Origin of the sequence: Acinetobacter sp. V91_7 (assembly GCF_031799075.1) — a bacterium.
Taxonomy (GTDB): domain Bacteria; phylum Pseudomonadota; class Gammaproteobacteria; order Pseudomonadales; family Moraxellaceae; genus Acinetobacter; species Acinetobacter calcoaceticus.
In genome coordinates this window covers 118,555-133,002 of record NZ_JAVQNT010000033.1, presented here as the reverse complement: position 1 = coordinate 133,002, position 14,448 = coordinate 118,555, and the positions used below count along the sequence as shown (strand labels likewise).

Genomic DNA, 14,448 nt, shown 5'->3' with positions numbered 1-14,448 from the left:
GAGCGTCTGCCTTACAAGCAGAATGTCGGCGGTTCGATCCCGTCAGCGCCCACCATTATTTCATTCCGAAAGTTAAATTTTTCCAATATTTAAATTGCTTATTTATTTGTAATTCTTAATCTTTATTTGAATTCTTTATCTAAGTCACTCTAAATTTAGTTGTTCTATTTTAAAGCTCAATGTTTATATCTCCAATTAACTGAAAATCATTAGTTAAGTTATTTCTTATTTGGATAAATTACTTTTGTGTTATTTAATTTGGGCTATAGGTTTAAAACCTAACAGTGTTTAAAAGTGATTGCCTGAGTTATAGACTAAAATTATTTCACATAAAATTTTCTTAAAAAATTTATTTTATATTTTTATTGAATAGACTTTTCTTATATTAAATTTGCCATGTAATGACTCAAATAGAGTTTTATATATTTCTGCCCTCTATTTTTGAATCCTAATAAATCTATTTCTAACCAGTGATAATACTTTCTTACATAAAAAAAACTGCTATTTTTTAATAGCAGTTTTGAAATAAGTCATTCTTAATATTCGTTAAAAAACCATCCACTTGCAAAAGCGAAATATTCTCGTAACCAAGAATTGTAGCGAGTAGCTAATGGTGTTTCAGCCGCCACTGTATAAACTTGCGTATAACCTTGTTTTTTAGCAATAGCTGCTGCTCGTGGAGTGTGGAAATCGCTTGTCACAATAGCAATCGGTTGGTCTAGGGTAATGTGGTGCTGTGCTAATAGTGGTTTACTATTCATTAGATTAAGTTCAGTACTTGTACTTTTATCTTCAAGTATCATTCGTTCTTTTGCTAAATGATAATGTTGTTCTAGATAACGCGACATCACTAATGCTTCGCTTTCCTTTTCTGAAAAATCAAGACCTCCCGTTACAACAACTTTTGCTTGGAGCTGTTTTAGAGCAATAGGGGCGGCTGTATCTAAACGTTTTGCAAGAGTTTTGGATGGTTGACCATTTTCAACGCCACTACCTAAAACAATGATTGCATTTACTGGAGGGAGATTTTGACTTGTCTCTTTATTCTCTTTAATAAAATCAAAGAAATAGCCTAAGCTAATTAGCCATATCCAGAGGCATAACCATCCAAAACGCCAAAGTGTGTGTAAGCGATAGTGATAGAAGAAGAAACGCTCTAAATGATAATAGAATAAAGAATAGAGACAGAAGAAAGCGCCTAAAATTAAAGGGATAATTGTGCCAACATTAATTTTATTGAGACAAATTAGAACCAATCCATCTAGAAATAAAATCGAACCAATGATTGCTAAGAAAATACGGATCCACTTACTGACTTGCATTGTGTTTACAGTTGCAATTTAAATTGCAGACAGTTTATGCAAAATCATTCTGAATGCAATAAAAAACCGAGTAAAGCATCTGTGTCATTACTCGGTTTTCTGATTTATTGGCCTTTAATAAACATCACGGCGATAACGGCCTTGTTGTCTTAATTCATCTACCTGTTCATCACCTAGAATTTCAACCAGTGCTTGGTCGACTCCACTTGCCATACCATCAATGCTACCGCAGACATAGAGAACAGCGCCGCGTTCTATCCAGCTTACTAGTTCTTCTGCATTTTGACGGATTACATCTTGAACATACACGCGTTGTTCTTGATCTCTGGAAAATGCTAAATCTAAACGTTTTAACATTCCTGTTGTTTGCCATGCTTCAATTGTTGATGCATAGAAGAAATCACATCCTCTTTGACGTTCACCAAAGATTAACCAGTTTTCAGTGTAATCATGACGAGTACGTGTATGTAACAGGCTCATTAAACCTGCAATACCGGTTCCGTTACCAATACAAATAATAGGGCGGTTGTCATCAATAAGATGGAATGATTCATTGGTACGAATACGCAAAGCAACGTCATCATTGACTTGAGTATGTTGAGTCAGCCATCCAGAACCTAAACCTAAGTTACCAGACTCATCATGCTGTTGACGCACAACTAAACGAAGTACTTGCTGAGAAGGAATACTCGCAATTGAATATTCGCGTGTTGGTAGAGTAGGGAGCTGTTCCAATAAATGATCTAGATTAGCAAATGGTTCAATTTCACCAGTTAAGTCTTTATTCCAAAGCGCTTTCTCAATTGAAATCTCTAATGAGTCAACTTTTGCATTTTTAAGAATATGATGCTTCTGCAAGAATGCATGAATACGTTCAGGACTATTACCAGGCTGAATTTCAGCAATATCACCCGCTTGCCATATTGCTTCGTGCTTTGCGTTAAGCTCAATATTATAAGCAGGTTGCCCTAAGCTATTTGGATTGAGTAAGTCACGTTGTTGTAACTTCCATGTATCAAAAACTTTTTCTAAATTTACAGCATGCAAATCTAATTTAGTTGCTTTCGCAAGTGATTGATTCCAATTTTGAATATCCGATAGGTTTACATTATCAACTTCAATTGTATTAAAGAGAGCATGAGCACCATTAGTTTTAAGCCAAGCATCTACTGCATGACCAAAACTACAATATGTATCAGGATATTCTTTAGAACCTAGCGCCAAAACAGCATAGTTCATGTGCTTAAGATCTAGATTTGCTTTTAAAAGCTTTTTAGCAAAGCTTGTAGCGAGGTCGGGAGCATCACCAGTGCCGTATGTACTGATTACAAATAAAACCTGCTCATGCTGCTCTAAATCAGATTGTGTTAGCTGCTGTACAGGTTTAACCAGAACTGGTTGATGAGCTTCTTGTAAACTTGTTGCTGTACTCCAAGCAAGTTGTTCTGCTACACCAGTTTGAGTTGCGTAGGTAATAAGCCAAGGCTTTGTATTTGGATCAATGTATTGCCCAGCTAAAGACTGACGAGCTGCCTGTGTTAACTTTTTCTGTTTGCGGCGTTTAAGATAAAGCATCAACCCTGTAACAAAGAATAAAGGCATTGCCAATGAGGCAAGCATCGCAACGAATTGATAAATTGGTCCAAAGAAGCTACCACGGTGTACAGGTAACATACTGCTCATGATTTTTTGATTAAGCTTTTTATCTTCGTAGAGCTCCATCTTTTCGATAGTGCCAGTTTGATAATTATAGATGGCTTGGTTACGTGCACGCTCATGTTGCGGGGTAGCATCGACAAAGCTTAACTCAACTTTTCCATCATCTTTTTTTGGTAAGTTCAATGTTAGTGTCGAATAATCACGTCCGACCTGACTATTGAAGCCACTCCATGTTTGATTAAGTGCTGTAATGAGCTGAGTATTATTTAATTGAGGCTCTGATTTTTTATCGTTATTATGCTCAGATCGTTTATTTTGTTGCATTCCTCGATTTTGAGGAGCGGGGCCATGACCTTGTGGCTTAGGTTGTTCAACGCCCATCACTTTGAACATGCCACTACGCCACCAGTCATAAGACCAATATAGGCCTGTACATGCGAATAGTAGATAAAAAACAATGACCCATGTGCCGACAACAGCATGTAGATCCCAAATAAAATTTCGGCCTTTCAATTTTGGTTTAACCGCGAGCCATTGACGGGCAGAATGCTTTTTAGGCCAGCGTAAATATAATCCACTCAGTACAAAGTAAATTAACATTAAGGCACAAGCACCAGTAATTTGCTTGCCAACTTCGCCTGCGGTTAAATTACGATGAATTTGTTGTATTAATAACAACAGTTTTCGGCCTTTAACATCGGGCAGAACTTGAGCGTTATAAGGATTAACCATCATATTATAGCCACGGCGTTCACCTTCTTTTTCAATATTGACAGTAGAAGAGGCGGTCGGATCCTTGGCAATCGTAATGCTATTAATTTTAATTTCAGGCTGAGTCGTATTGAAATGTTGATATAGCTGAGCAGGGGTTAATTTTGGAATGCTTTCAGCTTGAACAACATAACTATCAGAATTTACCCATTTTAAAATTTGTTGGTCATAAGAATAAATTGCACCTGTTACACCCATAATGGATAAGATTAGGCCAGCAGTAATACCCAGAAACCAATGAATTTGAAATAAAATTTTTTTAAACATGGTCGAAAATGTGAATATGATGGAGATCTTGTAAAGAAGTATAGCCGAAGATTGAGTAGATAATATGGATTTTGGAGATAATATTAATTTTCATTATCATTTGTTTTTACTGCAATAAAAAACCTCCATAAGGAGGCTTTTTATGAAATCAAAACTTACAGAGTTTTCGGTTCGCCTACAGCTTCTTTTAAATGCGTGCGAATCGTATTGAACGAGAAGTTTTTAGAATCCATACGCTTAGGTAAAATATAAGCACCTTGTTGTTCTTGGCCTTTTGGATCTTTTACTTTGAAATTTACCAAGATGAAATCAGGTCCATTGTACCATTCGTAGATATTTTTCCATCCAATTGTACCAACACCTTCTTGTTGGCCCATTTTTTGGCGCATCACAATACCATGAGGCTGCACGCCTAAACGAATACCTTTGATTTCCTGTACCGGAAATTCATTCATTTTGCGTTTAACGTACCATTCTAATCCGTATTTACGACCTAGGTAGTAAAGTACTACAGCGACAATAGCAACCCAGCAAAAAACAGTAGAGTAGTTCTTAATAAAAATAAGACCTAATATAGCTAGGGCTAAAACTACACCCATAATTGCCCAAATTTTTGTGCTGATTTTATTGGTGCTGCGCCAGATAAGAAGCTGTGCATTACGTTGTTCAGCTTCTGACACGTCATATGGAACAGGCTGAAGCGTATAAGCGTATAAAGTTTTCGCGGTCATAGTGCAAATAACAAATTGTAAACTGTTTTAAGTTTAGCACTAATTGGCATAAGTCAGGAAAGGATATTATGCCAATTTAATACTAAATTCCGAGGCAAATTTATAATGATGCAAGCTCACTGGCATCATTATCAAGATCATGACTTAGACGTTGTTTTAACATACTAAATCGGTTCAACACACCAAGCATGAGTGAGAGCTGCTGTAAAATAATGAGTGATTTTTGGTCATTTTCATCATTTTGGCTTAGACGCTGACGTATCGTTTGGAGCATATTTTGTGCTGTAAGATCAGGCATCTCATCTCTTAAGAGAGCTCCTTGAATATCATCTAGCGCTTGGTCTAATAATTTAAGAACAGCTTGATCCTGAAGGCTTTCTCGATGTGCCCCAAGTGCCGCGATATAGCTTAAAAATGTATGGTTTAAACATAAAAATTCAAAAATATCGGATTTACGAGTTGGGTCAAAGTCTGGCTCAGTCGCTAAAGTGGAAATAAGTGAAGCTACCTCAGCATCTGTATTGTGTGCAGCTCGACGTACAATTCGGTAATTGAGCGCATGATTACGGCCTTCATGATATTGTTTGACGACTTCAGCTAAATAATTACATTGAGCTTGTAATGAACGTCTGATGTTGCGAGGTAAACGACGGAACTTCCAGTCGGGCCAAATAAATGTCACGCCAAACCAAGCTAAAGCACAACCAATTAAGGTATCTAAGAATCTTGGAATGGCCGCAGCCATTGCTGAACCGTCTAGATTAAAGTTAATTAATGCCAAAATTGTAATAAAGGCAGTTGCTTGCGCATATTGTTTACTGCGTAACTCAAAAAAAAGTACTCCACTTAATATCAACATAAATAGTTGCCCTTCAGTTGAAGGAATTAAGAAGATAATCGCAAGACCTACAATAATCCCAATTAATGTTCCAACAATTCGTAGACGTAAGCGGCGTTTGGTAGCGTTAAAATTAGGTTGGCTTACAAATAGAGCTGTAAGCATAATCCAATAACCATATTCAATATTGGTCATTTGGATGAGCACATATCCAATAAATAAAACAATCGATACACGAATCGCGTGGCGGAACAGCACAGATTCCGGGGTCAAATTTTGCTTTATTCGAACAACAATATCATTCCAGCCTTGTAAATCATCATCTTTAAGCTGGTTTTCGGCTTGTTTCACTTTATCAGATTGAATGTGTTGCTCTGTTTCCAGATTGAGTAACTGGGAATCGATAGATTTTAAGTTTTGGTATAAAGCGAAAAGCGCATTTACCCATAAAAGGTCATAATGTTGATCACGACGTAACTTTTCTAGTGAGAGGCGTAGGTTTTCAAAGCTTTGTTTAAACCTTTTATTATGGTTATAAGGTTTACGTTGTAAAATACATTCATTTAACTCTTGGCAAGCTTTGCCTTGGATCGCCAAAATTCGCTGGAATCTAAATAAAATATCACTGTGCTGAAAAATTTTGGCTAACTTTTGATAGTCGATATGAGCGGAGTCAGCACGCTCATGAATGTCTTGAGCGACAAAATAATAATGTAAGCTACGGCGTGTATCTTTTTGCCCACGGTCGCCTTTTAAACGAGTCAATAAAGCTGTTTTTAAGTCATTAAAAATCGTAATTAACTTACCGTTTTCTAATGACAGTTCGATCATACTTTGCTGATAGCTGGCAGGAGTCATATCTACATCAAACAAATTTGATTTTGCAAAGAGAAAATCGCCTAGGGATGCATAAGACGCGGCCAGTTTGTCTTGTAGTTGTCGAACCGGAAATAGTAAAAAACTAATAGTTGCAATTAAGCCATACCATGCAGCACCTGCAACTAAAAGGGCAGGTTGGATGTACCAGTGGTCAAAGAGGTGAACGCCCAACATGGTATATACTGAAACAACCAAACATCCATAAGAGATGGTTGCGTAACGACGTCCTAATGAACCCAGTAAAATCCAGCCAATACATGAAGCAATCAATCCCAAAGCAAAAGCCATTGGGTAGGGGAAAAGTAATTGTACGGAAGCGGCGGTAATGAAGAACCCAATATAAGTATAAATCAGGTTCATGATTCGTACTGAAAAGCGATCATCAATATCGCTTAAACCGGCTGCAACCACACCTAAAGTAAGTGGAATTGTTGCTAATTGATAGCCTAGAAAATAAGGCACGAAAGCAGTTCCTGAAAAGGCTATCAGCATTCGCACGTTATACATAAATGTTGTGTTATAAGTCGCTCTTTTTAGGCGTTTAAACCAAGATTTCAAAGGAAGTCCTTGCTGATCAACCTGAGGATAAAGGATTTGTGTATTTCTACACCAATGTTGCACAAATCATACGATAGACAGTGTAAGCTTGTCTGTATGCAAATGATTGAAAAATGAAATATCGTTATGTCTGAACAAACAGCCCAGCGTCAATACTCTATTGGCTGGATTATGTTGCTCGCTTTACTTACGGCTTTAGGGCCATTATCCATCGATATGTACTTACCTGCTTTGCCACAAATGGCGCATGATTTTGGGGTAAGTACACAAATGGTGGCCAATACACTACCAGCTTACTTTTTTGGTCTAGCTGTTGGGCAGTTGGTTTATGGTCCTCTAAGCGACCGGATTGGTAGAAAAAAACCACTTTATTTTGGTCTCGCACTTTATGCAGTCGCAAGCTTATTTTGTGTATTGGCTACAAATGAATGGGGATTGATTGCTGCTCGTATTCTGCAAGCTTTAGGTGGCTGTGTTGGTGTGGTTATGGCCCGTGCAGCAATACGCGATAGATTAGATGTTCAAGGCTCGGCACAAGCTTTTTCAAGTATGATGATTGTCATGGGGTTAGCACCTATTTTGGCACCTATGATTGGGGCATGGATTTTAATTTGGTTTCCGTGGCAAGCGATTTTTATTGCGCTTTCAATCGTGGGAGCAATATGCTGGCTATGCGTACATTTCTTTTTTAAAGAAACTTTGGCAATTGATAAAAGACTCAAGCTGTCACCATATCAGGTAGTTACCCTCTATGGAGCTATTTTCAAGGATGCGAGTTTCCGCTTACCTATGTTTGCAGGTTGTTTAACAGGGGCTGCGCTATTTTGCTATATCAGCTCAGCACCAGCAGTTTTTATGGATCAATACGGACTGAATCAGCAAGAGTTTGCTTATGCCTTTGGACTAAATGCTTTTGGCATTATGTTGATGTCATCTTTAAATAAGCATTTAACATCACGTGTTGAAATCACTAAACGGCTAAAGGCAGGTTCACTTGTACAAGTGACTGGAGCCATTATCGTATTTATTGCGGGGTTAATTCCTGCTGCGCCTTTATGGCTTGTTATGTTAGGGCTATTTTTAGCTATTTCAGGCATTGGTTTAACAGGACCAAATGCAATGGCATTAGCAATGTCCAAACAAGGTGCCCGTGCAGGAACAGCCAGTGCAATTATGGGAAGTATGCAATTCGCTTGTGGCCTCTTGGGTGGCGTACTGCTTAACTTCCTCATTTGGTCTGCATCGCTCAACATGGGCGTGATGATGGTGTTATTTACGCTGAGTGGGTTCGTTGTCGTTTTAAAAGCGGCGCAACAAGTAGAAACCAAGCCATTCTCATAGTTTTAAAAGAATGGCGACTTAGATCTTATTCGTCTAGAAAAACTGTGAAATTTTCGACAGGTTCTCTAGGTGTAATGAAGGTATTTACAATGTGATTAGGATCAGCATGACCTAACGCAATTGCACAAACTAGCTCCTCATCATCTGATGCACCCAAGATATCTAAAACAATAGGGTGAAAATGGTTCCAAGCTGCTTGTGGGCATGTATCTAAACCTCGTGCCTTGGCAGCAACCATCACGTTTTGGATCATCATTGCGATATCCATTTTAGACCCGATTCCCATGGTTTTATTTACTGTAAAGAAAAGGCCGGCTGGTGCATCAAACAGTTTAAAGTTACGTAACTGTTGTTCAGCCATTTTTTCTTTTTCGCCCTTTTTAATTTCGAGTAGACCATAGAGTCCCCAACCATTTTCGCGGCGGCGGTCAATAAAAGGGGATATCCATTTTTCAGGGTAATAGGCAAAAGTTTCTTTATATTGTTCTGCAAGTTCCGGGTTTTTTGAAACTTCGATTTGTGCTGCACAAACACGTTCAACCATTTCATTACGCTTGTTGCCTGTTATTACATAGACTTTCCACGGTTGAGTATTTGTTCCAGAAGGTGCTCGACTTGCGACTTGTAATATATCTTTAATAACTCCTGACTCAATTGGAGTATTTAAAAAAGCGCGGACAGAATGTCGAGAAGTGATAGCTTCATCAACGAGACGAACTTGTTCCAGATTCATGAGATACTCCTATATCTTTGTCTTAAATATTTTCATACTTTTTGAAGCTTAATTTCATGTTTTGAAAGTACTTCATTTATAAGCAAAAAATATTAGAAAAGAGATATTCTTACAGGTATGATAATTTAATTAGTTTAGACATATTGTCTGATTAATCATAATTCGAATATGCCACTTTAGATTTAAATAGACAAAATAGTATGATTTTGTCGGTTATAAAAATAAAAGCATAACAGTGAGTGGGTGAAAAATATTCAATTGAAAAAAAGGTATAATATGTTCAAAAACAGTACAAAACGGATAGTTTTATATAAAATATGACCATTTTTTATATAAAATTTTAATGAAAAATATACACAAAACTTTAAATTTCTGCATAATACCGACTTTTTTACGCAGGTATGATTTCTCCATACTCACGTTAGGAAATAGTGGCTGCAAACAAAATCCCTTTACAAAAAGGATTTAGGTGCAGAAATGGAGAAATACACGAGGTATAGGAGCTTTACATGAGTCTACCACTCATCAACAAGCAGTTCATGAAACAAGGATTGGCGATTACCATTGCAACCATGAAAATGAACGTAACTCACGCAGCTACTGAGCCACAAAAAATACAACAGCTTAGTACAGATCTAAACGCACTCTTCTTTGATCATGGAGAAAAGGGCGCAGATAGTCGCGTTATGGCGATCGCTTGTTACAGTCTTTGAAATTTATATCCAGTTTAGACATTTGCTCAAAAGTATATGTAAATATGCTTATTGGCTTAAATCCAGATTTTGTATAACTCGCTTAATTGATGGGAATCATTAGACGAGTTTATTTAGCGGTGGTCATTTGTTAGTTTCCAAGTTTGTAGCTGAGTCGATGCATACTGTTTTTCCAAAAGCGGAAATTTTCAGTAGTGCAATGATATTATTTTGTCTGAAGGTCGCTTTCTCTCATGCAACCTTCAAAGGCTTAGTGTTGGGCATGATGTTGCTTAAACTTGTGACGATAATTGCTATTCAATTGACATTAAAAGTTTTTTCTTGAATTTACTGAAAAGTCCCGGTTTCTAGGGGCTTTTTTGTTTATTGCAGTATTTTGGCATGTGCTTTTAGCACATTAGCAAGGAACGTAAGCGGACCGAGTATGAATGAACAACTCAATGCCACACTGATGTCGTGGGTAAAATTTTTTAATGATCCTTTATGGGACTTTTTGGTTATTTTCTTGCTGGCTGTAGGTGTTTTTTATACGGTCTTAACAGGAGCAGTGCAAATTCGCATGTTCTTGCAAAGTATCCGAGTGATGAAAAGCAGTCGTACAGAAGGCGAAGATGAGCATGGTCTTACACCTTTTCAGGCGTTTGTAACAGGCCTTGCGAGCCGTGTTGGGGTAGGTAATATTGCTGGTGTAGCAATTGCCATCGCAATTGGTGGTCCTGGTGCAGTGTTTTGGATGTGGGTAACAGCTGTTCTTGGTATGAGCTCTGCTTTTATTGAGTCTACGCTTGCTCAGCTATTTAAAGTTAGAGATAGTAAGACTAAACAGTTCCGCGGTGGACCAGCCTACTATATTACTCAAGGTTTACGCAGTAAAACCTTTGGTGTGGTCTTCGCACTTGCATTGATCTTTACCTATGGTTTCGTATTCAACTCAGTTCAAATCAATGCGATTGCTAATGCATCTTCACATGCTTGGGGTTGGGACAAAGCTAATCTTATTGCTCATTTAGGTGGTGTTGATCTAGAAATTTCATGGGTTGGCCTTGCTCTTGTAGTTTTAGTGGCATTAGCAATTTTTGGTGGTATTAAGCGTATCGCTAAATTTGCAGAGATGTTTGTACCTTTAAAAGCAGGTCTTTACCTAGCTGTTGCTCTATATATTGCAATCAGTAACTATGCAATTTTGCCTGATATTTTAAAGCTGATTGTGACTGAAGCTTTCAATTTTAATTCTGCAGCAGGTGGTTTCTTTGGTGCGGCAGTGTCAATGGCAATGATGCAAGGGATTAAGCGTGGTTTATTCTCTAACGAAGCCGGTATGGGTTCTGCACCAAACGCAGCAGCTGCGTCTGATGTAAAACATCCTGTAAACCAAGGTTTGGTACAAATGCTCGGTGTATTTGTAGATACTTTCATTGTATGTACAAGTACCGCAATCATTATTTTGGTTTCTGGCGTTTACCAAGATGCAGGTTTTGTCGGTGTTGAATTAACACAGCGTGCCTTAGAAACTCAAGTTGGACATTGGGGCTCAGACTTCCTTGCAGTTCTATTATTCTTATTCTGTTATTCAGCTGTACTAGGTAACTATGCCTATGCAGAAGGTAATGTACAGTTTATTAATAACAATCCGAAAGTCATGTTCATCTTCCGTATTTTTGTATTGGTGATGGTGTACTTCGGTGCAATTGGTAGTGTTCCGCTCGTTTGGTCTATGGCTGACTTGTTTATGGGTATCATGGCAACCATTAACTTGATTGCAATCTTACTGTTAACACCGATGGCACGCACATTATTGAAAGATTACCGTGAACAATTGAAAAAAGGCATTAAAGAGCCTGAGTTTAAAATTGATAAGTATCCAGAATTGAAGAAAAAAGTTGATTCAGATATCTGGTAAGTTAAAAAAGGCCTCTTATAAATAAGGGGCCTTTTTCATAGGGGGATAGATAAAATACTTGAGTCTAAATTTTAAACATGACAAATTAAATAAATTCGATACAGCTTTTCACAAGACTCGCAACTAAAATTGCAATCCGAACTTAAACCTCATAGTGCGAAGATAGGCCATGAAACAGCTTAAATTGTGGGTTCTCGGACTCTCTATGGTGTTGGCAGGATGCCAGACCACTACACACTTGTCTGCTGCTCTAAAACCGCAAACAGCGGAGGCTTATGCTCGTTCTGTCGATCAGCCATTTGCACGAATTAAAAAACAGCAAAAACGTCCAGTTGTGGCGCTCGTACTGGGTAGCGGTGGAGCACGGGGTTATGCTCATATAGGTGTCATTGAGGTTTTGGAACAACATGGTATTCGACCAGATTTTATTGTAGGTACCAGTGCTGGTAGTATTGTTGGAGCACTTTATGCCAGTGGTAAAAGTCCTTCTGAATTACGTGATACTGCATTAAAAATGAAAGCTGGCGATGTGCGTGATATTAGTATCGGGCTAAAAGGTTTTTTTGATGGCAAAAAAGTAGAAAACTACGTTAACGAGCAAGTAAACAACATGCCACTCGAAAAAATGAAAATCCCAATGTATGTGGTTGCAACCGAATTAAAGCATGGCACTAAAACTGTGTTTAACTATGGCAATACTGGGCAAGCCGTAAGAGCCTCGGCTTCAATTCCAAGCATGTTTGTACCGACTAAAATCGGTAAATCTGAATATGTCGATGGTGGTTTAGTGAGCCCTGTACCTGTTGAAGTCGCTCGCGATTTAGGTGCTGATGTCATTATTGCTGTTGATATTTTAGCTCAGCCTATTTACACAGAAACTTCGAATGTCTGGGGGCTGTTTAACCAGAATATTAATATTATGCAAGGTCGTCTAGCAGCAGAAGAATTACAATATGCAGATGTTGTTATTCAGCCAGATTTAAGAGAAAAAGCGCATATTTTTGATGTGAAAGGCCGTGAAGCTACTATGAAATCCGGCATAGATGCAGCTAATGCCAAACTTTCCGATATTCAATTTGCTATTGATGAAAAAATAGCTGAACAAAATCTATCTACAGATGGTTTGAGCGCACAAACCCAATAATTTAACGTTAATCTTTTGAAAATTAAATAAAAAGCCTGAGTAGGGCTTTTTTTATGCGAGTTTAAACCCTTAATTTTTGGAATAAAAATTTTTGTATATTAGGTACATGTTGGATATGCTGAAAACTCTGATGACCAATATAAAATATTGATGTCATTTTTAAAAAATAATTGATTTGTAATGTATTGAGGCTGACTAGATAAATGATACAGCAACAGGTTAAAAATGGGTTTCCAACATTAGATGATGTTCATGCTGCGGCAGAGCGTTTGGAAGGTTTAGTCGTAAAAACTCCTTTTGTTTTCTCAGAAACCATTTCTAAAACCTTAGGGGCTGAAATGTGGCTGAAATTTGAAAACTTACAATTTACAGCTTCTTTTAAAGAGCGTGGAGCACTGAATAAACTGTTGTGTTTATCTGACCAAGAAAAACAACATGGTGTTATTGCAGCTTCGGCAGGCAATCATGCACAAGGCGTAGCGTATCATGCTCAGCGCACAGGGGTAACAGCGACCATTGTGATGCCGAAATCTACACCTAATGTAAAAGTACAGCGAGTGCGTGAATATGGGGCACGTGTCATTTTACATGGACAAGACTTTTCAGAAGCTGCTGCTGAAATGCACCGTGTTGCGCAAGAAGAATCTTTAACGATTATCCATCCATTCGATGATGCAGAAATTATTGCAGGTCAAGGAACAATTGCGCTTGAAATGCTTGCAGCTGTACCAGATCTAGACATTTTAGTTGTACCTATTGGTGGTGGTGGCCTAATTTCAGGTATTGCGATTGCTGCAAAAGCTATAAATCCAAAGATTAAAATTATTGGTGTGCAGTCAGTCGTTTACCCAAGTATGGCAAAATTACTGTGCAATTATCAGCATGCAGTTTCAATGGGTTCTACAGTTGCTGAAGGTATCGCAGTAAAAACACCGGGTGAGCTTACAACCCAAGTTGCTAAAGAATATGTCGACGATATTGTGGTTGTCACTGAAGACATGATTGAAGAGGCAATTGCGCTATTACTCAATATTGAAAAAACGGTGTGTGAAGGGGCAGGTGCAACAGGTATTGCTGCAATTATGTCTCGTCCTGATCTATTTTTAGGCCATAAATTGGGTGTAGTACTGTCTGGTGGCAATATTGATACACGCGTTATGGTTTCAGTATTACAACGTCATTTAACGCGTACAGGTCGTATGGTCCGTATTCGTGTTGAATTGCCAGATAATCCAGGTGCTTTAGCTCGTTTAACCGCAATTATTGCTGAGCAAGGCGGTAATATTTATGAACTACGCCATGAGCGCTTTGCGGCAACAAGTCGTGCAAAAGAAAGTGCCGTGAGTGTTGACGTTGAGCTTAAAAGCGCCTCAGACTTAGATTTGCTCATTCAGGCAATGCAGTTGGAAGGTTATATTGTTCGTAAAGAAGAGATTTAATCTCTGAAATTGCTGTGTTATAAAAGCCGTATATGGCTCTATCGAGAGTCATATACAAGGTAATTTAAATGGATTAAATTGCCAAAAAGGGATTAATTTACAAAAAAACGATCAAATCCTTCAATGAAACGAGAAAAACTGACAATTCTCTAA

At 38.0% G+C, this 14,448-nt stretch carries 11 protein-coding genes; 6 read left to right on the top strand and 5 right to left on the bottom strand.

The features are described 5' to 3' along the window. Window positions 1–536: 536 nt before the first annotated feature. The 4 genes from RMB03_RS09945 to yccS all read right to left on the bottom strand — a co-directional run bounded on the left by RMB03_RS09945 (window position 537) and on the right by yccS (window position 7,025). The gene (locus RMB03_RS09945; protein WP_080027716.1) at window positions 537–1,322 is read right to left on the bottom strand and encodes a YdcF family protein; all 786 of its coding nucleotides are present in this window, start codon (window positions 1,320–1,322) and stop codon (window positions 537–539) included. Between the two features lie 114 nt (window positions 1,323–1,436). Beyond that, window positions 1,437–4,019 carry a sulfite reductase flavoprotein subunit alpha gene (locus tag RMB03_RS09940; RefSeq protein WP_311075752.1) on the bottom strand — a complete coding sequence of 861 codons (2,583 nt, stop codon included), beginning with the start codon at window positions 4,017–4,019 and terminating at the stop codon, window positions 1,437–1,439. A gap of 155 nt (window positions 4,020–4,174) precedes the next feature. Beyond that, window positions 4,175–4,750, bottom strand: coding sequence for an SdpI family protein (locus tag RMB03_RS09935; RefSeq protein ID WP_005036343.1), 576 nt, complete (start codon window positions 4,748–4,750; stop codon window positions 4,175–4,177). A 100-nt stretch (window positions 4,751–4,850) separates the two neighbouring features. Beyond that, a complete protein-coding gene (gene yccS, locus RMB03_RS09930) occupies window positions 4,851–7,025 on the bottom strand; it encodes a YccS family putative transporter (RefSeq protein WP_311075749.1) in 2,175 nt (724 codons plus the stop codon). Between the two features lie 126 nt (window positions 7,026–7,151). Here yccS and RMB03_RS09925 point away from each other — a divergent pair, with 126 nt between their 5' ends. After that, window positions 7,152–8,366: a multidrug effflux MFS transporter gene (locus tag RMB03_RS09925; protein WP_004639023.1), complete on the top strand. Its 1,215-nt coding sequence runs from the start codon at window positions 7,152–7,154 to the stop codon at window positions 8,364–8,366. A 25-nt stretch (window positions 8,367–8,391) separates the two neighbouring features. Here the strand turns inward: RMB03_RS09925 and RMB03_RS09920 are convergent, their stop codons facing one another. After that, entirely contained in the window at window positions 8,392–9,099 is a 708-nt protein-coding gene (locus RMB03_RS09920) for a nitroreductase (protein ID WP_045125922.1), read from the bottom strand. Window positions 9,100–9,608: 509 nt separating this feature from the next. On the opposite strand from RMB03_RS09920, the gene RMB03_RS09915 reads away from it, so the two are divergent. From RMB03_RS09915 to RMB03_RS09895, 5 genes are all read left to right on the top strand, one after another. Beyond that, window positions 9,609–9,812 carry a hypothetical protein gene (locus RMB03_RS09915; protein WP_005036353.1) on the top strand — a complete coding sequence of 68 codons (204 nt, stop codon included), beginning with the start codon at window positions 9,609–9,611 and terminating at the stop codon, window positions 9,810–9,812. 184 nt (window positions 9,813–9,996) lie between these two features. Next, on the top strand, window positions 9,997–10,137 hold the full coding sequence (locus tag RMB03_RS09910; protein ID WP_132071758.1) for a hypothetical protein: 141 nt from the start codon (window positions 9,997–9,999) through the stop codon (window positions 10,135–10,137). Window positions 10,138–10,236: 99 nt separating this feature from the next. Then, window positions 10,237–11,712, top strand: a complete 1,476-nt coding sequence (locus RMB03_RS09905) for a sodium:alanine symporter family protein (protein WP_005036356.1) — start codon at window positions 10,237–10,239, stop codon at window positions 11,710–11,712. 169 nt (window positions 11,713–11,881) lie between these two features. Further along, complete coding sequence (locus RMB03_RS09900) at window positions 11,882–12,856, top strand: patatin-like phospholipase family protein (RefSeq protein ID WP_003655311.1); 975 nt, start codon at window positions 11,882–11,884, stop codon at window positions 12,854–12,856. Window positions 12,857–13,059: 203 nt separating this feature from the next. Further along, complete coding sequence (locus RMB03_RS09895; RefSeq protein WP_045435365.1) at window positions 13,060–14,295, top strand: threonine ammonia-lyase; 1,236 nt, start codon at window positions 13,060–13,062, stop codon at window positions 14,293–14,295. Window positions 14,296–14,448: the final 153 nt, after the last annotated feature.

What these genes read in the sequence shown, in the direction of transcription:
- RMB03_RS09920 (WP_045125922.1), bottom strand. Translation starts at nt 9,099, where the DNA reads ATGAATCTGGAACAAGTTCGTCTCGTTGATGAAGCTATCACTTCTCGA.
- RMB03_RS09915 (WP_005036353.1), top strand. Translation starts at nt 9,609, where the DNA reads ATGAGTCTACCACTCATCAACAAGCAGTTCATGAAACAAGGATTGGCG.
- RMB03_RS09925 (WP_004639023.1), top strand. Translation starts at nt 7,152, where the DNA reads ATGTCTGAACAAACAGCCCAGCGTCAATACTCTATTGGCTGGATTATG.
- RMB03_RS09905 (WP_005036356.1), top strand. Translation starts at nt 10,237, where the DNA reads ATGAATGAACAACTCAATGCCACACTGATGTCGTGGGTAAAATTTTTT.
- RMB03_RS09940 (WP_311075752.1), bottom strand. Translation starts at nt 4,019, where the DNA reads ATGTTTAAAAAAATTTTATTTCAAATTCATTGGTTTCTGGGTATTACT.
- RMB03_RS09895 (WP_045435365.1), top strand. Translation starts at nt 13,060, where the DNA reads ATGATACAGCAACAGGTTAAAAATGGGTTTCCAACATTAGATGATGTT.
- RMB03_RS09945 (WP_080027716.1), bottom strand. Translation starts at nt 1,322, where the DNA reads ATGCAAGTCAGTAAGTGGATCCGTATTTTCTTAGCAATCATTGGTTCG.
- RMB03_RS09900 (WP_003655311.1), top strand. Translation starts at nt 11,882, where the DNA reads ATGAAACAGCTTAAATTGTGGGTTCTCGGACTCTCTATGGTGTTGGCA.
- RMB03_RS09935 (WP_005036343.1), bottom strand. Translation starts at nt 4,750, where the DNA reads ATGACCGCGAAAACTTTATACGCTTATACGCTTCAGCCTGTTCCATAT.